This window comes from Actinomadura soli (assembly GCF_005889715.1).
Lineage (GTDB): Bacteria > Actinomycetota > Actinomycetes > Streptosporangiales > Streptosporangiaceae > Spirillospora > Spirillospora soli.
The window spans coordinates 27,526-48,671 of the sequence record NZ_VCKW01000016.1 but is presented as its reverse complement, the minus strand read 5'-3'; the positions used below and the strand labels follow the sequence as shown (position 1 = coordinate 48,671).

Here is a 21,146-nt window from a genome sequence, read left to right as displayed (position 1 = left end):
CGTACCGTGTTCCTGTGCGCATGCCTTTCCTGCCGGCGGGGCCGCGTCCCGCGCTCGCGCGGCTCCTCCCGCCCGGACGGTCCCGTGACCTGACCGCCGACGCTCTCGTCGTCGCGGTCGGCGCGGCGCTGAGCCTGGGCGGGGACGGCGGGACGATCGTCCGCCCGCACGGCGGCGCGACCGCCGCACTGTTCCTGGTTCCCGCGCTGGCGCTGGCGTTCCGGCGCCGCGCCCCGATGACGGTCGCGTGGATCACCGCCGCGCTCGCCGCCCTGGTGTGGGCCGTCGAGCAGGCCGCGCCCGGGACGCTCCTGCAGGTGAACGCCGACCACACCCTCCGGCCGCCGGTGTGGTGGACGCCGACCGCGCCGCTCGCCGCGTACGCGGCGATGGCGTTCCCGCGCGACGGCGCCCGCCCGGTCTGGATCCGCGCGCTCCCCGTCGCCGCGCTGCTCGTTCCCGTCGGCGCCCTCGGCGATGTGCTGCCCGGCTCGGCCATGCGGCAGTTCTCGGCGCAGGAGACCGACAGCATCGCGGCCCTCGAGTTCCGCAGCGTGTTCGCCGTGGCGGTCGCGGCGCTGATCGGCATGTACGCGGCCGCCCGCCGCCGCGCGGTCCAGGCGCTCACCGAGCGCGCGGAGCGGGCCGAGCGCGAGCGGCACCTGCTGGCCGAGCGGGCCCGCGCGGAGGAGCGCGCCCGGCTCGCCGCCGAGATGCACGACGTCGTCGCGCACCGCGTGACGCTGATGGTGCTGCAGGCGGGGGCGCTGCGCGTCCGGGCGCCGGACGAGCCGACCCGCGAGGCCGCCGAGGAGCTGCGCGGCACCGGCTGCCTGGCCCTCGAAGAGCTCCGCGACGTCATCGGCCTGCTGCGCCGCGACCAGCCGGCGGCGCCCCCGGCCGACTCCGGTCCGCTGCCCGACCTGTCCGTGCTGGTCGCCGAGTCGGCGGCGGTCGGCGTCCCGGTCGAGCTGGCCGAGCACGGCGACCCGCCGCCCGCGTCGCCCGCCGTGGGACGCACCGCGTACCGGGTCGTCCAGGAGGCGCTGACCAACGCGCGCAAGCACGCGCCGGGCGCCGCCGTCCACGTGGACGTCCGCTACCGCACCGACGGGGTGACGCTGACCGTCCGCAACGCGGCCGCGTCGCGCGAACCCGACGCGGACCTGGCGGCCAGCGGGTCCGGGATGGGCCTCGCCGGGCTGCGCGAACGCGTCGAGCTGATCGGCGGGACGTTCACCGCCGGCCCGCACCTGGACGGCTTCAGCGTCGAGGCGTCCCTGCCCGCCTACGTCCCGGTGGCCAAGCCGTGATCACGGTCCTGCTGGTGGACGACGAGCCGATGGTGTGCGCGCACCTGCGCACCATCCTCGGCGCGGCCGACGACGTCGAGGTGGTCGGGGAGGCGCACGACGGGGCCGCCGGGGTGGAGGCCGTCGTCCGGTACCGGCCGCACGTGGTGCTCATGGACCTGCGGATGCCGGGCGTGGACGGCCTCGCCGCGATCGAGCGGATCGCCGCGCTGCGCTCCCCGCCCGCCGTGGTCGCGCTGACGACGTTCGACGCCGACGAGTACGTGATCCGGGCGCTGCGGGCGGGCGCGGCGGGCTTCCTGCTGAAGTCGACGCCGCCGGAGGACCTGGTGAAGCTCGTCCGGGTCGCCGCCGACGGGCACACCGTGATGTCGGCCGCCGCGACCATGCGGCTGCTCGGCACGGCGGACGCCCGCGCGTCCGACCGCGACCGGACCCGGGCCCTCGTCGGCGGCCTCACCGGACGGGAGACGCAGGTGCTGGCCTGCCTCGGCGAGGGCCTGTCCAACGCGCAGATCGCGGGACGCCTCCACCTCAGCGAGGCCACCGTGAAGGGCCACGTCTCCCGGCTGCTCGACAAGCTGGGCTGCGCCAACCGGACCCAGGCGGGGCTCGTCGCCCGCGACGCGGGCCTGCGCTGAGCCCGCCGTCAGGCGCGGGTGCGGGACCGGCGGACCCCGACCGCCAGCACGACGGCGCGGATGACCCAGACGGCCAGCGCGATCTGCAGGACGGCGAGGAGACCCGCGCCGGGCCCGACCGTGAACGCCAGCACCAGGAACACCGCGAGCATCAGCGGGAACGCCTTGAAGTGCGGCCCGTGGCGGTGGTGATGGCGCCGCATGTGGTGGTGGTGCCGCGACATCGGATGCCCCGGCCCGCCGAACATGACGGCCGCCCCCTGCTGCCAGGGGACGTCGTCCTTCACCGCCTTCTCCGGCTCGGCCAGCCCGGTCGGGGCCGGCAGGTCCCGGACGAGCGCGCGCAGGTCGCCGCGCGTCTTGGCGGACAGCACGGTGTCGAGGCGCTCGTCCAGCTCACCGCGGTCGAGGCGTCCGGCGGCGAAATGGTCGTGCAGGGCGAGCATGACCGCGTCGCGCTCCGCGTCGCCGACGCGGATCTCATCCTGGCGTCCCATGTCACTCCCCGGTGCTCGTGGCGGTCGGCCCGGCGTCGTCGTCGCGGCCGTCTCCGCCGGTGTCGGTGTCTTCGTCGGCCAGGATGCGGTAGAGGTCGCGCCGCGTGTCCGACAGGACGTCCCTGGCCCGCTCGACCTGCTCCGGCGAGCCGGAGTGGACGATCTGCATCACCGCGGCGCCCGTCTGCGCGGCCTGCTTGAACAGCTCGGGGACGCCCTCGCCGAACTCGGGCGTCATCTCGGCCCACGGCTCGGCCAGCCGGTCGGCGTGCTCCTCGACGTAGGCGCGGCCCTCGTCGGTCAGGTGGAACGACCGCCGCCCGCCGGCCTCCTCGCCCGCGATCAGGCCCTCGTCCGCGAGTTGCTGGAGCGCCGGGTAGACAGCGCCGGGGGACGGCTTCCACGCGCCCTCGCTGCGCTCGTTGATCTCCTGGATGATCTGGTAGCCGTTGCGGGGCTCCTCGGCGAGCAGCACGAGGATCGCCGCGCGGACGTTCCCCTTGCGCGCCTTGGCGCCCCGGCCCCACGGCCCGCCGCGCCCCCGCGCCCAGGGCGGGCGGGGCCCGCCCCACGGGCCCGGGAAGGGGCCGTGGCCGTGCCCGCCGCCGAACAGGGCGCCGAACGGAAAGTCGCCCCAGGGGCCCCGGCCATGCATGTGACCCATGTTCTGCACCACCTTCTGAGAGATCTCTATGACCTCTCGCGATACGACAACGATATATCGAAGACGTCCGGCTGCGCCAGATGGTTCCCGGACCCGAAGTCGTCTGATCGCCGGGAAACGTGGGTAACAGGCGTATGAGGGGGACGATGGGCACACAAGAAGCGGTGACCGCGAGGGACGCGGTGTTCACGCCGGACGCGCAGGGTCCCAGCCTGCGCGTCCGCCGGGAGCTGCTGGTCGGGCTGCTGCTCTTCGCGCTGTACGCCCTGGTCACACGGCTCCCCGAGGGGGGCAGGACGGCCACCGCCCGCGCGCACGGCGAGGCGATCTTCAATCTGGAGAAGGCGCTGCACCTCGACGTCGAGCTCGGCCTCAACGGCTGGCTCGCGAACCAGTCCGTCCTGCGGGTGCTGGCGAACTACGAGTACGCGATCACCTATATCGCGAGCGCGCTGGCCCTGCTGGTCTGGCTGTTCATCCGGCATCCCGAGCGGTACCGGACGGCCCGCAACGCCTTCATCCTGCTCAACCTCGGCGGCCTCGCGACGTTCGCGCTGTATCCCGTCATGCCGCCGCGGCTCATGCCCGACCTCGGGTTCATCGACACCGTCATGCAGGGCCGCACCTGGGGGTCGTGGGGGTCGCCGCTGGTCGAGCACGCCGACAAGTTCGCCGCCGTGCCGTCCCTGCACATGGGCTGGACGCTGTGGGTCGGCGTCGAGCTGGCCCGCGTGAACGCCAAGCGCTGGGTGCAGGTCCTGAACGCCGTGCACGTCCTCGTCACCCTGTACGTCATCCTGGCCACCGCGAACCACTACATCCTCGACGCGGTCATCGCCGTCCCGTACGTGTTCGCCGCCGTGTTCGTCGCCGAGCGCATCGCCCGCCCGGCGCCCGTGCGGGCCGAGGGCCCCGACGCGTTCTTCCTCGCGGTGGAGACGCCCGAGGCGCCGCAGCAGGCCGGCGGCGTGATCATGCTGGACACCTCCCGGAAGGACGTCGGCCGCGACGACCTCGTCCGCGTGATCGGCGAGCGGCTCGGCGGGCTGCCCCGGTTCCGGCAGCGGCTCGTCCGGCGGGGCCGCTGGCGCCGTCCCGTCTGGCGCGACAACCGGCGCGTCGACTGGGACTGGCACGTCACCGAACGGCGCGTCGACGGAATGCCCGGCCTGCGCGCCGCGGTCGCCGAGCTCCAGTCGCAGGCGCTGCCGCTCGACCGGCCGCCCTGGCGCATGGTCGCGCTGAAGGGCGCCGAACCGGGCCGCACGGCGGTCGTCTACCTGATGCATCACGTGGTCGCCGACGGCGTCGGCATCGTGGCGCAGGCCGTCTACCTGATGGACCCGCCGCCCGAGCCGTTCACCGGCCGCGTCCCGCGCCGCCCGTTCCGCAAGGCGCTCGCCACCGTGATCGGGCTTGGCCAGCTCGCGGTGGACGTCGCGCCCCCCGACCGGCTGCCCGCCGCTGGGACGTCCGAACGGCGGTTCAGCACCATGCACCTGCCGCTCGCGACCGTCCGGGACGTGGGGCGCCGTTACGGCGCGCGGGTCACCGACGTCGTGCTGTGCGCGGTCGCGGGCGCGCTGAACCGCGTCGTCAGCGAGGAGGACGGGCGCCCCGGCACCTGCCGCGTCGCCGTCCCGCTGATGATGCGGCCGCCCGGCAGCGCGATGGTCGGCAACCACACCACCGCCGTCATGGTGGACCTGCCGATCGGGAAGATGTCCGAGACCGACCGGCTCGCGCTGATCTCCAAGCGGAGCCGGGTGCTGCGGTCCGGCACGCGGGCGCAGGCCGCGTGGACCGTGATGTGGCAGGCCGGACGCCTCATGCCCGCGCCGCTGCACGCCCGGTTCGCGCGGATGGCCTACAGCGGCCGCTTCCTCCAGGGCACCGTGTCGAGCCTTCCCGGCCCCGACAAGACGCTGCGGCTCGCGGGCGCCCCGCTCACCGCCGTGTACCCGATCGTCCCGATCGCGCCCGGCACGGCGTTCGCGATCGCCGGGCTCGGCGTCGACCGCGAGCTGTGCTTCGGCCTCTCGCTCGACCCCGGCCTCGCGGACGACGCCGACGTGCTGATGGACGCCGTCCGCGACGTCATCGAGGAACTCCGCGACGGCCCAGAGTGATCAGATGCTCCGCACGGCGCGCAGCGACTCCTTGAGGGAGCCCATCGTCGCGAACACGGCGGTCGGCTCGTAGCCGCAGTGCGCCATGCAGTTCGCGCAGCGGTCGTCGCGCCCCCGCCCGTAGGCGTCCCAGTCGGTCGTGTCGAGAAGCTCCTGGTAGGTGGCGGTGTAGCCGTCGTCCATCAGGTAGCAGGGCCGCTGCCAGCCCTTCAGCGAGTACGACGGGATCGCCCACGCCGTGCACGGGAAGTCGGCCTTCCCCTCGAGGAAGTCGAGGAACAGCGGCGAGTGGTTGAACCGCCAGCGGCGGCGCCGGCCGCCCGCGAACGCCTTGCGGAACAGCTCCCGCGTCTCCTCCACGCCGAGGAAGTGCTCCTGGTCGGGCGCCTTCTCGTACGCGTACGCGGGCGAGATCATCATCTGGTCGACGCGCAGGTCGTCGTTGAGGTAGTCGAGGACGTCGATCACCGTCTGCGGGGTGTCGGTGTTGAAGACCGTCGTGTTCGTGGTGACCCGGAACCCGCGCTCCTGGCAGAGCCTGATCGCGTCCACCGCCTGGTCGAACACGCCCTCCTTGCAGACGGACGCGTCGTGCCGCTCCCGCAGCCCGTCGATGTGCACCGCCCACGCGAAGTAGCGGGACGGCTCGAACCGGTCGATCTTCTTCGGGATCAGCGCCGCGTTCGTGCACAGGAACACGTACCGCTTCATCCTGACCAGCTCGGCGACCAGCTCCCCGATCTGCGGGTGCATCAGCGGCTCGCCGCCCGCGATCGACACCATCGGCGCCCCGCACTCGCGGATCGCCGCGACCGCCTGCTCGACCGGCATCCGCTGCTTCAGCACGTCCGCCGGGTGCTGGATCTTCCCGCAGCCCGCGCACGCCAGGTTGCACGCGTACAGCGGCTCCAGCTCGACGATCAGCGGGAACCGCGTCCGGCCGCGGAGCTTGTTGCGCAGGACGTATCCGCCGATGCGCAGGCTCTGGCGCAGTGGCATCGCCATGTCTACGAACCCTTCAGGTAGCGGCCCAGCGCGCTGAGGGGGAACACCAGGCGGTACAGGTGGTAGTTGATGTAGAAGTCGCCGGGGAAGCCGGTGCCGGTGAAGTGGTCCTCGTCCCAGGTGCCGTCCGGGCGCTGCCGCTCGACCAGCCAGCGCACGCCGCGTTCCACGGACTCGCCGCGCTCACCGGCGGCGAGCAGCGCGAGCAGCGCCCACGCCGTCTGCGACGCGGTCGAGGCCCCGTGCCCGACCCATGACCGGTCGCGGTAGGAGCGCAGGTCCTCGCCCCAGCCGCCGTCGTCGCGCTGGTGGCGCTCCAGCCAGCCGACCGCGTCCCTGATCACGGGCTTCTCGGGGCGCACGCCCGCCGCGATCAGCGCGGGCACGACGCTGCCCGTCCCGTACACGTGGTTGGCGCCCCAGCGGCCGAACCACGAGCCGTCCGGCTCCTGCGCCTTCAGCAGCCAGACGACGGCCCTCTTGACCAGCAGCGAGTCGGCCATGCCGCGGTGCGCCATCGCCTCCACCACGTGCGCGGTGACGTCCGCGGACGGCGGGTCGATCACCTCGCCGAAGTCGCAGAACGGCAGCCTGCGGCACAGCGTCCGGGTGTTGTCGGCGTCGAACGCGCCGAACCCGCCGTCCCGCGAGACCATCCCGGCCATCCACCGGACGCCCCGCTCGATCGCCGGCTCGGCCGGCGGATGCTGGACGCGGTTCAGCGCGATGACCACCTCCGCCGTGTCGTCGACGTCGGGATAGCAGTCGTTGTCGAACTCGAACGCCCAGCCTCCCGGGGGCAGCTCGGGGCGCCGCACCGACCAGTCGCCGGGGCCCCTGACCTCCTCGCGGACCACCCATTCGGCGGCCCGTTCCAGGGCGTGATGGCCGGTGGGGAGGCCCGCGTCGGCGAGCGCGTTCATGGCGAGGACGGTGTCCCAGACGGGCGACTGGCACGCTTCGAGCCGCCGTCCCTTGTCGTCGCGGATCGTGAAGCGTTCGAGGCCGTCCAGGCCCCGCTGGATGACGGGGTGGTCGAGGCCGTAGCCGAGGAGGTGCAGCGCTAGGAGGGAGTACACCCACGGTGGCTGGATCCCGCCCCACGAACCGTCGCGCTCCTGCCGTGCGATGATCCAGTCGGCCGCCCTGCGCAGCGCGGCCCTTCTCACGGCCTTCGCCGGGCGGCGTTCGTAGAGGTGGAGGGCCTTGTCGAGCGCCTGGAACGCCGCGTCCCAGCCCGTCCGCCTCTTGGCCTGACGCGGGACGTCGTAGTCCGGGTACAGCTCGTCCAGCGTGAACGGCAGCGGCCGGACGGGGCGCACCGCCGCCACCACCGTCAGCGGGACGATCGTCTGCCGCGCCCAGCACGCGAAGTCGTAGACGTTCAGCGGGAACCAGCGCGGCAGGAACATCAGCTCCGGCGGCACCACCGGCAGCTCGTCCCACGGCCACCGGCCGAACATCGCCAGCCAGAAACGCGTGAACACGCGCGTCGCCGGAATGCCGCCCTGGCCGCGGATGTAGGCGGCGGCGCGGGCCATGTGGTCGGCGCCGGGCAGATCCCCGGCGAGCCGCAGCGCCACGTACGCCTCGACGGTCGTGGACAGCTCGGGCGGCCCGTCGTGGAAGTTCGCCCACGTGCCGTCCGCGGCCTGCTGCGACCTGATCCAGCGGGCCGCCTCGCGGGTGTCGCCGTCGTCGCGGATGCCGAGGAACTCGCGGAGGAGCAGGTCCTCGGCGTCCATCGTGACGTTCGTCTGCAGCTCGCCCTTCCACCAGCCCTCCGGCGACTGGAGCAGGAGCAGATGCTCGCTCGCGGCCTCCACCGCGTCGGCGGCCGTCCGGGTTCCGGTCGTCTTTTCCACCGCTGTCATCAATGATCCCTGCGAGTGACGAAGTCGGCGATGTGCAGGAACTCGGCGCGGACGGGCTCGGGCAGCCGCGCGGAGACCAGGTGCTCGGCGGCGCGCTGGATGCGGCTCTCCGCCTCCATCTCGGCCCACGCGCGCCCGCCCGCCGCCTCCACCAGCGCGGCGACCTGCTCCAGGTCGTCCTCGGCGAGGTCCGGGCGGGCGTACAGCTCGGCCAGCAGCGCGGCCTCCGGCCTGTCGGCGTTCAGCGCGGCGACGATCGGCAGCGACATCTTGCGGGACCGCAGGTCCGACAGCGCGGGCTTGCCGGTCGTCGCCGGGTCGCCCCAGATGCCGAGCAGATCGTCCACGAGCTGGAACGCGATGCCGAGGTCGGCGCCGAACGCGTCCAGCGCGTCCGACAGCGATTCCGGCGCCCCGTCCAGGACGGCCCCGATCGAGCAGGAGCACGCCAGCAGCGCGGCGGTCTTGTCGGACGCCATCGCCAGGCACTCGTCCACGCTGATCTGCCTGCGGGTCTCGAAGTCCATGTCGAGGGCCTGGCCGGTGATGAGCCGGCGAGTGGTGGCGGTCAGCGCGCGCGCCGCCCGCGCGGACCCCTGCCCGGGTGCCTCCAGCAGAACCTCGACGGCGAGCGCGAGGAGCGCGTCACCGGCCAGGATCGCTGACGCTTCGCCGAAGACCGTCCACGCTGCTGGACGGTGCCTGCGGGTCCGGTCGCCGTCCATGATGTCGTCGTGCAGAAGCGAGAACGCATGGGTCAGTTCGACCGCGACCGCTCCCGGTAGAGCGCTCTCTGGCGGAGCCAGGCCCGCGCGAGCGGAGAGCAGCGCGAGCGCCGGCCGGAGCGCTTTCCCGGCCGGGGTCTTGCGCGGACGGCCCTCTTCGTCCGTCCAGCCCAGGTGGTAGGCCGCGACACGGTAGGTGCGCGGATCGAGCCGTCCGACCGCGGCGCGCAGCGCCCCGTCGACCAGCTCGCGGACATCGGTCAAGGAGACCGGAACGGTCGTCACCGGCTCCTCACCCCCTCCATGTGGCGGTCTTGGGGGCGTTCCAGGTGGCGGCGGACCAGGCGGGCGGCGGTGAGACCGCTCCGCACCGCGCCCTCCATCGTGTCCGGCCAGCCCGTGTCGGTCCACGCCCCGGCAAGGAACAGGCCCGGCGCCCGCGTCGCCGCGGAGGGCCGGACGGACGCGCTGCCGGGACACTGCCGGAACGTCGCCCGCCGCTCGCGCGTCACGAACAGGTCCCGGACGACGGCGCCCCGCGCGGCCGGCAGCAGCCGCCGCAGCTCGGGCACGAACCGGGCGCGCAGCTCGGCGGTCGGCATGTCGATCCAGCGGTCCGCGGCCGACAGCGAGATCGCCAGGTACTGGCCGCGGCGCAGGCCGCTCACCGCCGTCCGGTCGAACACCCACTGGACGGGCGAGCCGACCGCGGCGGCGAACGGGCGATCCAGCACCTTCCGGTCGTAGACGACGTGGACGTTCACGATCGGGCTGGCGTCCAGCTCGTGCCAGCGCAGCGGGTCCGGCAGCGCCTGCGCGGGCAGCAGCCGCGCCGCCGCCTCGTGCGGCACCGCCATGATCACCGCGTCGGCGGCCACCGGGACGCCGTCCACGACCACCTTCGGGTCCGTGGTGACCGCCTCCACCTTCGCCTTGAGCCGGACCGTCCCGCCCATCTCCGCGATCCGCCGCAGCGCCGGGCCGCCGTGCAGCTCCTCCAGCGGGACGAGCGGCAGCCCGATGTCGGCCGCGTCCGCGCGCCCGAACAGCGCCCGGCGGCACACCATCGCCGACAGGCCCATCGCGGCGTCGTCCACCTCGGCGTTCAGCGCGGACGTCAGGAACAGGCCCCACAGCGCCTGCCGCGCCCACGGCCGCTGCCCGTGCTCCGCCAGCCACGACCCGGCCGGCACGGCGTCGAGCGCCGGGTCGGCCGGGTCGAGCCTCCGGATCCCCGCCGCCGCGCGGATCGCGCGGAGCCGGTCCATGGCGGGGAGCGGCGCGTATCCGGCCAGCGCGGGCAGCAGATGCAGCGGGCTCGGCAGGTTCGAGCGCCTCAGCCTGGCTGGTCGTGCCCCTGGTCGGAGGACGGGGACGTCGAAGCGATCCTGCACGTCCACCAGGTGCTCGGCGCGCAGCCTGCGCAGCAGCCCCTGATACGCCGAGCAGCACCGTAGGAAGACGTGCTGGCCGTTGTCGACGCACAGGTCGCCGCGTCCGAACGAATGCGTGGCGCCGCCCAGCCACGGCCTGGACTCCACGAGCGTCACCGGGACGCCCGACTCCTGCAGCGCGATCGCGGCGCTGATGCCCGCGAGCCCGCCGCCCACGATGACCACGCTCATCGCTCCACCCCCGAGAGGGCACGGGCCGCCACGACCGCCTTCTGCCACGTCGGCAGGGACACGCGTGTGCTGAGCGCTTGCGACGGGCGCGCCGCGATGTTCTCCAGGAGGCGGCGATAAATGCCCGCCATCGCGGCCGTGCACGCGGCGCTGCGGCGGTCCAGCAGCGGCAGCAGCCGCAGGCCCTCGGCGTACCAGGCGCGTGCCCGCTCCGCCTGGAAGCCGACCAGCTCGTTCAGCCGCCACGGCGGGTCGACGAACTTGCCGGCGTCGTCCAGGTTGAGGGTGCAGCCGAAGCGCTCCAGGTCTTCGGTGGGGATGTAGATCCGGCCCGCGATGCGGTCTTCGCGCAGGTCGCGGAGGATGTTCGTGAGCTGCAGCGCGACGCCGAGCGAGTCGGCCAGTCCTTCGGCGCGCAGGCGGCCCTCCCCGCCGAACACCCCGAGCGACAGCCGGCCGACCGTCCCCGCCACCCGCTGGCAGTAGCGCAGCAGGTCGTCGAACGTCTTGTAGTCGGCGCCGCGGACGTCGTCCTCGCAGCCGTCGATCAGCTCGGCGAACGCGTCCAGCGGGATCGGGTAGCGGCCCGCCGCGTCCACCAGCGCCGTCAGCACCGGATGGCCCTCCAGGGCCTGGACGTCCGCCCGCCGGCGCAGCACGTCCTGCACCGTCGCCAGGCGCCGCCGCGACCGGTCGAGCAGGTCGAGACGCACGCACGCCGGGTCGGGGCCGTCCCCGATGTCGTCGATGCCGCGCGCGAACGCGTAGATCGCGCTCATCGCCCGCCGCTTCGGGACCGGCATCAGCCGGATCCCGTAGGAGAAGTTGCGGGCCTCCTCGCGCACCACCCGCTCGCAGTGCCGATACGCCTCGACGACCTGGCCGGAACGCTCGCACGTCTCCGAAACCGTCATCGCCTCCCCCTTTCCGTTCCGAGGGCTCGTGCCCATCCGGTCAGCAACGTGGGCCGCCGCGGGCGCAGGCGCCGCGCGAGCACGTCGTAACGGCCGCGCTCCAGCGCGGTGAGCGCGGCACGTCCGCCCGCCACGTAGCCCGCCACGGCGACCCGCGCCCAGCCCGTCAGGCCCGCCAGCAGCGGCGCGGCGCCGCCGTCCAGCAGGTCGCGGGCGCGGGCGGCCTCCAGCGCGAGGACACCGCGCAGCCGCGTCGGCGTCACCGGGCGGGCGAGGTCGTCCTCCGCGCAGCCGAACCGGCGGAGGTCCTCGCCGGGCAGGTAGATCCGCCCGGCCCGGTAGTCCTCCCCGGCGTCCTGGCAGTGCTCGATGATCTGCAGCGCTGTGCAGACGTCGTCCGACGCCGCCACCAGCCCGGGCCTGTGCGCCCGGAACAGGCGCAGGACGATCCGTCCCACCGGCGCGGCCGACAGGGCGCAGTACTCCGTCAGCTCGCCGAACGTCTCGTACCGGTGGACGGCCTGGTCCCGCCGGTTCGCCCGGACGAGATCGCGGAACGGCTCCTCCGGGAGCCGGTGCGCGTGGACGGCCGGGGCCAGCCTCCGTAACTGCGGCAGGTTCGGCGTCCGTCCGGCGAACACGCGGTCGAGGTCGTCGTCCACGAGACCGAGCAGCTTGGCCCGCTGCTCCCGCGGCGCCTCGTCGCCGACGTCGTCGACGAGCCGCGCGAAACCGTAGACGGCCAGCAGCCCGGCGCGGTGCCGGGCGGGCAGCAGCCGCGTCGCGACCGGGAAGTTCTCCCGCGCGGCGAGCCGGTCCAGCGTGCGATCGTGCTCGTCGAAGCTCCAGCCGTCACGGCTCCGGCCGTCGCGGCCCCGGCCGTCGTCGCTCCGGCCGTCGTGGCTCCTGGGCGATTCAATGATCACCTTTATGAGATCGACCGGACCGGCACTAGAGAAACTCTGGCCAAGGTATGGAGTTTTTGAAACGCTGCGCGGCCGGGCGCAACCGTTCCACAGTCACCGGCCCTCCGAAGGTTGACCTTCCAGCGGGGGTGTGCGATAACAATGTTATTGCTTGAAAACGTTGTTACTGCGAGGGTCGATGAGCGAAGGAACCGCAGCTCCCAGCGCGTACGCGCTGGCCCAGAGGCAGGGCGACCGGGCGATCCGGACAACGCTCCTCGACGCCGCCAGCCGCCTGCTGGCCGCCGAGGGGTCGCAGGCCCTCGCGCTCCGCCGCATCGCCGCGGAGGCCGGCTGCTCGACCACCGTCCTGTACCGGATGTTCGGCGGCAAGACCGGCCTCACCGAGGCGCTCTACATCGAGGGCTTCGAACGGTTCCGCGAGCGGCTGGCCGCCGTCCCGCCCCACCCTGACCCGCGCGACTACGTGCGGGAACTCGGCCGCGCCTACCGGGCCAACGCGCTCGCCGAACGCAACTACTACGGGCTGATGTTCGGCGAGACCGTCCCCGGGTTCCAGCCCGGCGAGGAGGCCATGGACAAGGCCGCCTCCGCCTACGCGGTCCTGGAGAACGCCGTGGCCGCCTGCGCCGCCGCCGGCCTCCTCATCGACGCCGACCCGGGCCACGTGGCGGCGTCGTTCTGGTCCGGAATCCACGGCTTCGTCAGCCTCGAACTCGGCGGCCATCTGGACGACGCCGAGGCCGTCCTCGACGCCTTCATGCGCGGCGTGTCGTCCGGCTTCTTCGTCGACGCATCGTCACCCAAGTAGTTCCGAGTAGTTCCCAGTAGTTCCGAAGTGAGGTCACCATGACGACCTTCAAGAATCCCTACTTGCAGGGGCTCCTCGCGCCCGTCACCGAGGAGGTCACCGCCCACGACCTGCCCGTCACCGGACGCATCCCGTCCGGCCTGCGCGGCCGCTACCTGCGCATCGGCCCGAACCCGCTCGGCCCGGTCGGCCCGGACGGCCCGGTCGGCCCGGACGGCCCGGTCGGCCCGGACGGCCCGGACGGCCCGGACGGCCCGGACGAAGACGCGTCCTACCACTGGTTCACCGGCGACGGGATGGTCCACGGAATCCGGCTCCGCGACGGCCGCGCCGAGTGGTACCGCAACCGCTGGGTCCGCTCACGGGACGTTGTGGAACGGCTCGGCGAACCGTGGGCCGGGGGGCCTCTCGTCGAAGGGTTCGACCAATCGCCCAACACCCATGTCATCGAACACGCCGGAGAGACGTACGCGCTCATAGAGGGCGGGTCGAGGCCCTACCGGCTCGACCACGAACTCCGCACGCTCGGCCCCTGCGACTTCGGCGGCACCCTCAAGGGCGGCTACACGGCGCACACCAAGAAGGACCCCGACACCGGCGAACTCCACGCCATCGGATACTTCTTCGGCTGGGAGCACCTGGAATACACCGTCCTGAGCACGGACGGGCGGATCGTCCGGTCGGTGGAGATCCCCGTCGCAGACTCCCCGATGGTGCATGACTTCGCGCTGACGCAGAAGTACGTCGTCATCTACGACCTGCCCATCACGTTCTCCATGCGGTTGGCCGAGGAGGGGCTGTCCCTGCCGTACGCGTGGAACCCCAAGCATCCCGCCCGGGTCGGCTTGATGTCGCGCGATGGTGGCGCCGAAGACATCCGGTGGATCGACATTCCGCCCTGCTGGGTCTTCCACACGCTCAACGCCTACGACTCCGGCTCCGGCTCCGGCTCCGGCTCCTACGATGATGGTGATCGTGTGGTCGTGGACCTCGTCTCCTTCCCCAGCTTCATGCACGGCGGGCGGCTGGAGGGCAACCCGCCGCCGACCCTGGACCGCTGGACGATCGATCCCGTGAGAGGGAGCGTCCGCCAGGAGACGGTCGACGACCGCGCCCAGGAGTTCCCTCGGGTGGACGAGCGGCTCCTCACGCGGCCACACCGGTACGGGTACACGGTGACCGCGGAGGCCGTCGTCCAGAACCAGGCGGGCGAAGCCCTGATGAAGCACGACTACGTGGACGGGTCGTCAGAGACCCGGCTCTTCCCGGCCGGGTCCGGTGTGGGGGAGGCGGTCTTCGTGCCGTCCGGTTCTTTCTCCGCTGAGGATGATGGCTATTTGATGGCCCTGACCTTCGACCCTGAGCGGCAGGGCACCGATCTGGTCATCATCGCCTCGCAGGACTTCGCCGGGGAGCCCGTCGCCACCGTCCATCTTCCGGTCCGCGTGCCGCTCGGGTTCCACGGGACCTGGGCTCCTGATGCCGCCTGATCTCGCTACGGCAGGTGGGGGAGCAGGTGTGTTGCTACGTCCAAGGCTCGGGTGGTCTGGGTTCGGTTGGCCGGTGTCCAGGACTCGGCCGTCCAGACCTCGGAGAGGACGGCTGTGACGAAGCCCCACGCCTCCACCCGTTCGCGGGGGAGGGCCATGCCGTCCGCAAGCTGCTCTACGCGGGCCGGGACCAGCTTGAGCAGGGCTTCGTCGCGGTCGTCCGGGTCGGGGTTGTAGAGCAGCGCTCCCGCTTCGTAGCCGCGGTCGCCGACATAGCCGTGCGGGTCGATCGCCAGCCACGGCTCGCGGGTCGCCCGCAGGACATTGTCGTGGTGGAGGTCGCCATGCAGGACGACCCGATCGGTGTTGTCCGAGCAGAGTTCGTTAAAGAGGCTTCCCGCGCGCTCGACCAGGTGGCGGGGGAGCGGGTCGTCTCCCGGGAAGCGCCGCAGGTGGTCGGTGAACGAGGTGCCCGCACTGGACAGGTCCGGTAGCGGGCAGTCCGGCGGAGGTGTGCGATGCAGCCGCTTTATGACGGCGATCACGTCGGCCGTCGCCTCCTCGTCCTTGCCCGGGACCAGGGCGCGCGCCAAGGTTCCGGGCGTGGCGCGTTCCAGCAGGAGCGCGCCGCGCTCCGGGTCGTGTTCGAGCAGGCGGACGGCGCCCCGACCGTCGTAGAAGGTGAGCGCCGCCGCCTCGATGTCGAGATGGCCCGGCTGCGGTGGTCCGAGTTTGAGCACCACCGCCGAGCCGTCGTCCTCCCGCGTTGCCTCGGCCACCCAGTGGTAGCTCAGCTCGAACGGACGTCCTACGCGCAGCCGCCAGTCGCGAGCCACGGCGTCAATGATCGTGGGCAGGTCGTCCAGCCATCGTCGGCCGCCAGCGCCCCAGACTTCCAGGGCGTTGCGGACGAGTGCGGGCGGAGGCAGGGTGGAGGGCATGAGACCAACCCTGCCATTGGGTTAGCCGAGGCGTTCATCCAGGTGGACGGTGACCTCGTCGCCGACGTCCTTGCCCAGTGCTTGGCGGAGTTCCGCCTTGACCGCCAGCTTGTGGTTGCCGTCGCCGAGCGCCATGAACGACCCCTGGAACGGGTGCCCGTCAATGGTCCCCTTGACTTTGACCAGGCCGCGCGTCCCGAAGAACTCGGCCGACTCGGGCCAGATGACGTATGTCCAGCCGCCCTTGGCGGGGCTCTTCTGCAGGGACGCCTTGAACTGCTTGTCGAGCGTGTGCTGCTTGGTGTTGGTGTTGGTCGTTGGTGTCATCTGAGGTCCCTCCCCGGGGCTGGTTGAGCGGTTCTTAGGGGAGACCTCCTGGGAGCTCGAAACTCATCGGTCGTCGTCGTCCGGTTCGGTGGGTCTCGTTGGAGTGATCTCCAGGTAGGCGGTGTCTGTTGTCCTCGCACCGACCGCCTTGCGGTACAGCCGCAGGAGTGCGCCGAACCGTCCGTCCAGGATTCGCTCGGCTTGCTCGGCCTCGTGGGACTCCAGGACCCGGGCGGTCGCTTCGGCCTTCGGACCTAGAGGTTTGCCTCTGACCGTGCTCGGCGTTACGAGGACGCGTGGGTTCCGGCGGATGCGTTTCACCTTTCCGGAGTCCGCTGCGGTGCTGGCGTAGAGGCGTCCGTTCGCCAGGGCGCAGGAGAGGGGCGTCGGCACCGCTTCGCCGTTGGCGCGGAATGTCACCACTAGGGCGGTGCCATGCCCGCGGAGGCGGCGCGAGGCCCTGTTTGGTGGAGTCGATGTCGTTCGGCGGGCTGATGGGTGGAGCGCGCGTTTGCATAGCCAGTACACGACGTCCCACTTGCGGATCATGCGCTTACCTTACGGGTGCTGCTTAGGGCGGGTCTGTGTTGGTGCGGGGTTGGTGCGCTTCTTTCTGCCGGCGCGTGCCTGGGCTTTCTTTTCTTCTGGTGTAAGTGCGGTTGCTGTGGTGGACGGCTGAGGTGCCTTCCGAAGGTGTGAGCGCTCGTTTCTCGTTGCGACGGTTGCTGTCACGTTGGTTGCTGTTGTTGGGTTGGGGTTGGGTGTTCGTCTGCTGGTTGGGTGCGGGGTTCGGTTGTTCGGCGCTACGCGCGAAAAGCCGTCGGCTGGGGTGAGGGGGCCAGGGAAAATGCGGTGATAAAACTGTGGCGTGTCTGAATTGTCCACCGTTGTTGCTGGTCAGGGGGCATATAATTGAGGTATCGGAGGTTGTGAATTCTTGGGATGGGGGTGAAGTTTGTGGCGGTGCCCGTTGAGATTGTCTCTAGAATTGCGGATCAGCGTGAGTGGGGTGACCGGGAATGGTTTCCGCCTGGTCCGCAGCTTGCCATCTGTCTGTCGGGTGGGAAGGAGCGGCTCGCTGATCTCACCGATGATGAACTCTTGCAGGTCGCTGCCGCCGCTCGGCGGCAGACCTCGTGGGCTCAGGCTCGGGAACTGGCCGCCATCGCTGAACTTGCCCAGCGGCGTGAGGACGCGGGTGCCCCCGACTATCGGGTCCTGTCCGCGCGGGAGTCGGTCACCGAGGAAGTCGCCGCTGCGCTGACGGTTACCGGGAACACCGCCGCCACTCTGGTGCACCTGGCCGAGACTTTGTCCGGGCCGCTGGCCGCTACTGGCGATGCTCTGGAAGCCGGACGGATCGACCTGGCCAAGGCCCGTGTCATCGTCGACACCACTGACGGCCTGCCCTGTCAGGTCGTCGGTGGGGTCGAGGCTGCGGCGCTGGCGAAGGCGTCCGAGCAGACCACCGGGCAGCTACGCCGCCGCATCAAGCGCATAGCCCAGCGGCTCGCGCTCGAAGCCGTCGAAGAGCGCAAACGCCAGGCGGTCCGCAGCCGCAGGCTGGAATTGTTCGACACCCCTGCTGGCACTGCTGATCTGGTCCTGTGTGACCTGCCCTCCGAGGACGCTCATGCCATCTACAACAAGATCACCGCTGCGGCGCAGGGACTGAAGTGTGATGGTGACCCTCGGCCTCTGCACTGCATCCGCGTTGATCTGGCTACCCAACTCCTCCACGGTCACCAGCTCCCCGACGCGATCCGTACCCTTCTGGCCGATCCCGCCAGTGACCCGCCCCGGCCCCCGCACGAGCCCGATCTACCCACGGGCAACGCCGTCTCTGGCCTGGCCGCCGTGATTGACCGGCGGCTTGGGCACGTGCGCGGACGTGTTCGTCCGGCGGAGTTGCCGGACGCCATCGCCGCCGCCGCTCAGCGTGTTCGTGAGGAACTCGCCTCGGCTCGGGACGCGGCCTGCCACGGCCACGACCGTCAGCCCGGCTACCGGCCCCCGGCCGCGCTGCGCCGCGAAGTCCAGGCCCGCTTTCCCACCTGTGTGTTTCCGACCTGCAACCAGCCCTCCCACCGGTGCGACCTGGACCACACCGTGCCCTGGCGGCCCGGGATCACCTGCCGCTGCAACCTCGCCCCGCTCTGCAGGCGGCACCACCGGCTCAAACAGAGCCCCGGTTGGCACCTCCATCAGCCGTGGCCCGGGCTCCTCCTCTGGGTGACGCCGTCCGGTGCCTGGTACATCGTCCGCTCCGACCGGCAGTGAGGGCCGGGGGTGCAAGAAGCTTGATGTCGAGATAAATTGAAGTTAGCTTGACATCAAGAGAAAAGTGGCGGAAGTTGGGCGGCCCTGATTCCCGGTCGGAAGCCCGACTAAGGCAGGATCAAGGTAGGCGAGCACTGAACCGCTGAAGATCGATACATGCCCGCGCGCTCATGTCCCGGACCGGACGCGCGGTGGTGACGGAGGAGGAGTCCGTGTCCGCGAACAGCTTCGGCAGCCGTGACAAGCTGCAGGTGGGCGACAGGTCGTATGACATCTATCGGCTGGACGCCGTCGAGGGCTCGGCTCGTCTCCCGTACAGCCTCAAGGTGCTGCTGGAGAACCTGCTGCGCACCGAGGACGGCGCGAACGTCACGGCCGACCACATCCGCGCGCTCGCGCAGTGGGACGCGCAGGCCCAGCCGAGCAAGGAGATCCAGTTCACCCCGGCCCGCGTGATCATGCAGGACTTCACCGGCGTGCCGTGCGTGGTGGACCTCGCCACGATGCGCGAGGCCGTCCGGGAGCTGGGCGGGGACGCGAGCAAGATCAATCCGTTGGCGCCCGCCGAGATGGTCATCGACCACTCCGTCATCGTCGACTACTTCGGCTCGCCGGACGCGTTCGAGCGCAACGTGCAGCGCGAGTACGAGCGCAACCGGGAGCGGTACCAGTTCCTGCGGTGGGGGCAGACGGCGTTCGACGAGTTCAAGGTCGTCCCGCCCGGCACCGGCATCGTCCACCAGGTGAACATCGAGCACCTCGCCCGCGTGGTGTTCGACCGCGACGGCGTCGCCTACCCCGACACCTGCGTCGGCACCGACTCGCACACCACGATGGAGAACGGCATCGGCGTGCTCGGGTGGGGCGTCGGCGGCATCGAGGCGGAGGCCGCGATGCTCGGGCAGCCGATCTCGATGCTCATCCCGCGCGTCGTGGGCTTCAAGCTGAGCGGTGAGCTGCCCGCCGGGACGACCGCGACCGACCTGGTGCTGACCGTCACCGAGATGCTGCGGGAGCACGGCGTCGTCGGCAAGTTCGTCGAGTTCTACGGCGAGGGCGTGCACGCGCTGCCGCTGGCGAACCGTGCCACGATCGGCAACATGAGCCCCGAGTTCGGGTCCACCTGCGCGATCTTCCCGATCGACGACGAGACGCTGAGCTACCTGCGGCTGACCGGACGGAGCGAGGAGCAGATCGCGCTCGTCGAGGCGTACGCGAAGGCGCAGGGGCTGTGGCTCGACCCGTCGGTGGAGCCCGAGTTCTCCGAGTACATGGAGCTCGACCTCGCGACGGTCGTCCCGTCCCTGGCCGGGCCGAAGCGCCCGCAGGACCGGATCTCCCTCTCGGCCGCCAAGCAGACCTGGCGCCGGGACGTGCAGAACTACGTCGCGAGCGTCCAGGGCGCGGCGGACGAGGCGTCCAACGAGTCCTTCCCCGCCTCCGACTCCCCGGCGATCAGCCACGACACGAGCGGCGACAAGCCGCGGCACGTCGACCCCAACGGCTCCTTCCGGCCCCACAACCGGGTGCCCGTCACGCTGGACGACGGCACGGCGTTCGAGCTCGACCACGGGCATGTCGCCGTCGCCGCCATCACGTCCTGCACCAACACGTCCAACCCGTACGTGATGATCGGTGCCGCGCTGCTCGCCAAGAACGCGGTGGAGAAGGGCCTGACCCGCAAGCCGTGGGTCAAGACCTCGCTCGCGCCCGGGTCGCAGGTCGTCACCGACTACCTGGAGCGCGCGGGGCTCACCCCGTACCTCGACAAGATCGGTTTCAACCTGGTCGGGTACGGCTGCACCACCTGCATCGGCAACACCGGGCCGCTGCAGCCGGAGATCTCCAAGGCCGTCAACGACAACGACCTCGCGGTCACGGCGGTCCTGTCCGGCAACCGCAACTTCGAGGGCCGCATCAGCCCCGACGTGAAGATGAACTACCTGGCGTCCCCGCCGCTGGTCATCGCCTACGCCCTGGCCGGGACGATGGACATCGACATCCTCAACGACCCGATCGCCGACGGCACCGACGGGCCCGTCCACCTGCGCGACATCTGGCCCGCGCCGGAGGAGGTCGCCGCGATCGTCGAGTCGTCCATCGGGCAGGAGATGTTCACGCAGAGCTACGCCGACGTCTTCAAGGGCGACCAGCGCTGGGCCGCCCTGGACATCCCGTCCGGCGACCTCTTCGAGTGGGACCCGTCGTCCACCTACGTCCGCAAGGCCCCGTACTTCGACGGCATGAACGCCGAGCCGGAGCCCGTCACCGACATCCACGGCGCGCGGGTCCTGGCGAAGCTCGGCGACTCGGTCACCACCGACCACATCTCCCCGGCCGGGTCCATCAAGGCCGGCACGCCCGCCGCGCAGTACCTCCAGGACAACGGCGTCGCCGTCAAGGACTTCAACTCCTACGGCTCGCGCCGCGGCAACCACGAGGTCATGATCCGCGGGACGTTCGCCAACATCCGGCTCCGCAACCAGCTCCTGGACGACGTCGAAGGCGGCTACACCCGCGACTTCACCCAGGACGGCGCCCCCCAGGCGTTCATCTACGACGCCGCGCAGAACTACGCCGCGCAGGACACCCCGCTCGTCGTCATCGCCGGCAAGGAGTACGGCTCCGGGTCGTCGCGCGACTGGGCCGCGAAGGGCACCGCGCTGCTCGGCGTCCGCGCCGTCATCGCCGAGTCGTACGAGCGCATCCACCGCTCCAACCTCATCGGCCTCGGCGTCCTGCCGCTCCAGTTCAAGGACGGCGACTCCGCCGCGTCCCTGGGCCTCACCGGCACCGAGACGTTCGACATCACCGGCGTCACCGCCATGAACGAGGGCGGCGTCCCCGACGAGGTCACCGTCAAGGCGGACGGCAAGGAGTTCACCGCGACCGTCCGCATCGACACCCCCGGTGAGGCGGACTACTACCGCAACGGCGGCATCCTCCAGTACGTCCTGCGCAACCTCATCCGCAAGTAGGCCGCA

Annotated in this window: 18 protein-coding genes; 7 read left to right on the top strand and 11 right to left on the bottom strand. The window is 71.5% G+C overall.

Features of this window, described 5'->3' with window-relative positions:
* Positions 1-20: 20 nt before the first annotated feature.
* Both ETD83_RS05110 and ETD83_RS05105 read left to right on the top strand, forming a co-directional pair.
* Positions 21-1,313, top strand: coding sequence for a sensor histidine kinase (locus ETD83_RS05110; protein ID WP_230420694.1), 1,293 nt, complete (start codon positions 21-23; stop codon positions 1,311-1,313).
* Positions 1,310-1,954, top strand: a complete 645-nt coding sequence (locus ETD83_RS05105; RefSeq protein ID WP_138643870.1) for a response regulator — start codon at positions 1,310-1,312, stop codon at positions 1,952-1,954. Before ETD83_RS05110 ends, ETD83_RS05105 begins: the two co-directional genes overlap by 4 nt.
* Before the next feature lie 8 nt (positions 1,955-1,962).
* Here ETD83_RS05105 and ETD83_RS05100 read toward each other — a convergent pair whose 3' ends face one another.
* Both ETD83_RS05100 and ETD83_RS05095 read right to left on the bottom strand, forming a co-directional pair.
* Positions 1,963-2,451 carry a DUF1707 SHOCT-like domain-containing protein gene (locus ETD83_RS05100; RefSeq protein ID WP_138643869.1) on the bottom strand — a complete coding sequence of 163 codons (489 nt, stop codon included), beginning with the start codon at positions 2,449-2,451 and terminating at the stop codon, positions 1,963-1,965.
* 1 nt (position 2,452) lies between these two features.
* Entirely contained in the window at positions 2,453-3,115 is a 663-nt protein-coding gene (locus ETD83_RS05095; RefSeq protein ID WP_138643868.1) for a PadR family transcriptional regulator, read from the bottom strand.
* Positions 3,116-3,261: 146 nt separating this feature from the next.
* Between ETD83_RS05095 and ETD83_RS05090 the strand changes: the two genes are divergently transcribed.
* A complete protein-coding gene (locus ETD83_RS05090; RefSeq protein ID WP_171064021.1) occupies positions 3,262-5,244 on the top strand; it encodes a bifunctional phosphatase PAP2/O-acyltransferase family protein in 1,983 nt (660 codons plus the stop codon).
* Here ETD83_RS05090 and hpnH read toward each other — a convergent pair whose 3' ends face one another.
* From hpnH to hpnC, 6 genes are read right to left on the bottom strand one after another with little or no spacing between them, the layout of a single operon-like run.
* Complete coding sequence (gene hpnH / locus ETD83_RS05085; RefSeq protein ID WP_138643866.1) at positions 5,245-6,249, bottom strand: adenosyl-hopene transferase HpnH; 1,005 nt, start codon at positions 6,247-6,249, stop codon at positions 5,245-5,247. It abuts the gene before it with no gap.
* Between the two features lie 2 nt (positions 6,250-6,251).
* Positions 6,252-8,123 (bottom strand): squalene--hopene cyclase, encoded by a 1,872-nt coding sequence (gene shc / locus ETD83_RS05080; RefSeq protein WP_138643865.1) that lies wholly within the window; start codon positions 8,121-8,123, stop codon positions 6,252-6,254.
* Positions 8,123-9,133, bottom strand: coding sequence for a polyprenyl synthetase family protein (locus ETD83_RS05075; RefSeq protein WP_138643864.1), 1,011 nt, complete (start codon positions 9,131-9,133; stop codon positions 8,123-8,125). The genes shc and ETD83_RS05075 overlap by 1 nt, the downstream gene beginning before the upstream one ends.
* A complete protein-coding gene (gene hpnE / locus ETD83_RS05070; protein WP_138643863.1) occupies positions 9,130-10,473 on the bottom strand; it encodes a hydroxysqualene dehydroxylase HpnE in 1,344 nt (447 codons plus the stop codon). The genes ETD83_RS05075 and hpnE overlap by 4 nt, the downstream gene beginning before the upstream one ends.
* A complete protein-coding gene (locus ETD83_RS05065) occupies positions 10,470-11,387 on the bottom strand; it encodes a phytoene/squalene synthase family protein (protein WP_138643862.1) in 918 nt (305 codons plus the stop codon). Before ETD83_RS05065 ends, hpnE begins: the two co-directional genes overlap by 4 nt.
* Complete coding sequence (gene hpnC / locus ETD83_RS05060; RefSeq protein WP_230420690.1) at positions 11,384-12,313, bottom strand: squalene synthase HpnC; 930 nt, start codon at positions 12,311-12,313, stop codon at positions 11,384-11,386. Before hpnC ends, ETD83_RS05065 begins: the two co-directional genes overlap by 4 nt.
* A 178-nt stretch (positions 12,314-12,491) precedes the next feature.
* On the opposite strand from hpnC, the gene ETD83_RS05055 reads away from it, so the two are divergent.
* Together ETD83_RS05055 and ETD83_RS05050 are read left to right on the top strand one after the other, a co-directional pair.
* Positions 12,492-13,124: a TetR/AcrR family transcriptional regulator gene (locus tag ETD83_RS05055; protein WP_138643861.1), complete on the top strand. Its 633-nt coding sequence runs from the start codon at positions 12,492-12,494 to the stop codon at positions 13,122-13,124.
* Positions 13,125-13,162: 38 nt separating this feature from the next.
* Positions 13,163-14,614 (top strand): carotenoid oxygenase family protein, encoded by a 1,452-nt coding sequence (locus ETD83_RS05050; protein WP_138643860.1) that lies wholly within the window; start codon positions 13,163-13,165, stop codon positions 14,612-14,614.
* A 5-nt stretch (positions 14,615-14,619) separates the two neighbouring features.
* Here ETD83_RS05050 and ETD83_RS05045 read toward each other — a convergent pair whose 3' ends face one another.
* From ETD83_RS05045 to ETD83_RS05035, 3 genes are all read right to left on the bottom strand, one after another.
* A complete protein-coding gene (locus tag ETD83_RS05045) occupies positions 14,620-15,555 on the bottom strand; it encodes an aminoglycoside phosphotransferase family protein (protein ID WP_138643859.1) in 936 nt (311 codons plus the stop codon).
* A 21-nt stretch (positions 15,556-15,576) separates the two neighbouring features.
* Positions 15,577-15,882, bottom strand: coding sequence for a DUF1905 domain-containing protein (locus ETD83_RS05040; protein ID WP_138643858.1), 306 nt, complete (start codon positions 15,880-15,882; stop codon positions 15,577-15,579).
* A 63-nt stretch (positions 15,883-15,945) separates the two neighbouring features.
* Positions 15,946-16,431 carry a PPOX class F420-dependent oxidoreductase gene (locus tag ETD83_RS05035; RefSeq protein ID WP_138643857.1) on the bottom strand — a complete coding sequence of 162 codons (486 nt, stop codon included), beginning with the start codon at positions 16,429-16,431 and terminating at the stop codon, positions 15,946-15,948.
* A 393-nt stretch (positions 16,432-16,824) separates the two neighbouring features.
* Here ETD83_RS05035 and ETD83_RS05030 point away from each other — a divergent pair, with 393 nt between their 5' ends.
* Both ETD83_RS05030 and acnA read left to right on the top strand, forming a co-directional pair.
* A complete protein-coding gene (locus tag ETD83_RS05030; RefSeq protein ID WP_138643856.1) occupies positions 16,825-18,162 on the top strand; it encodes an HNH endonuclease signature motif containing protein in 1,338 nt (445 codons plus the stop codon).
* A gap of 212 nt (positions 18,163-18,374) precedes the next feature.
* Positions 18,375-21,140, top strand: a complete 2,766-nt coding sequence (gene acnA / locus ETD83_RS05025; RefSeq protein ID WP_138643855.1) for an aconitate hydratase AcnA — start codon at positions 18,375-18,377, stop codon at positions 21,138-21,140.
* Positions 21,141-21,146 lie beyond the last annotated feature (6 nt).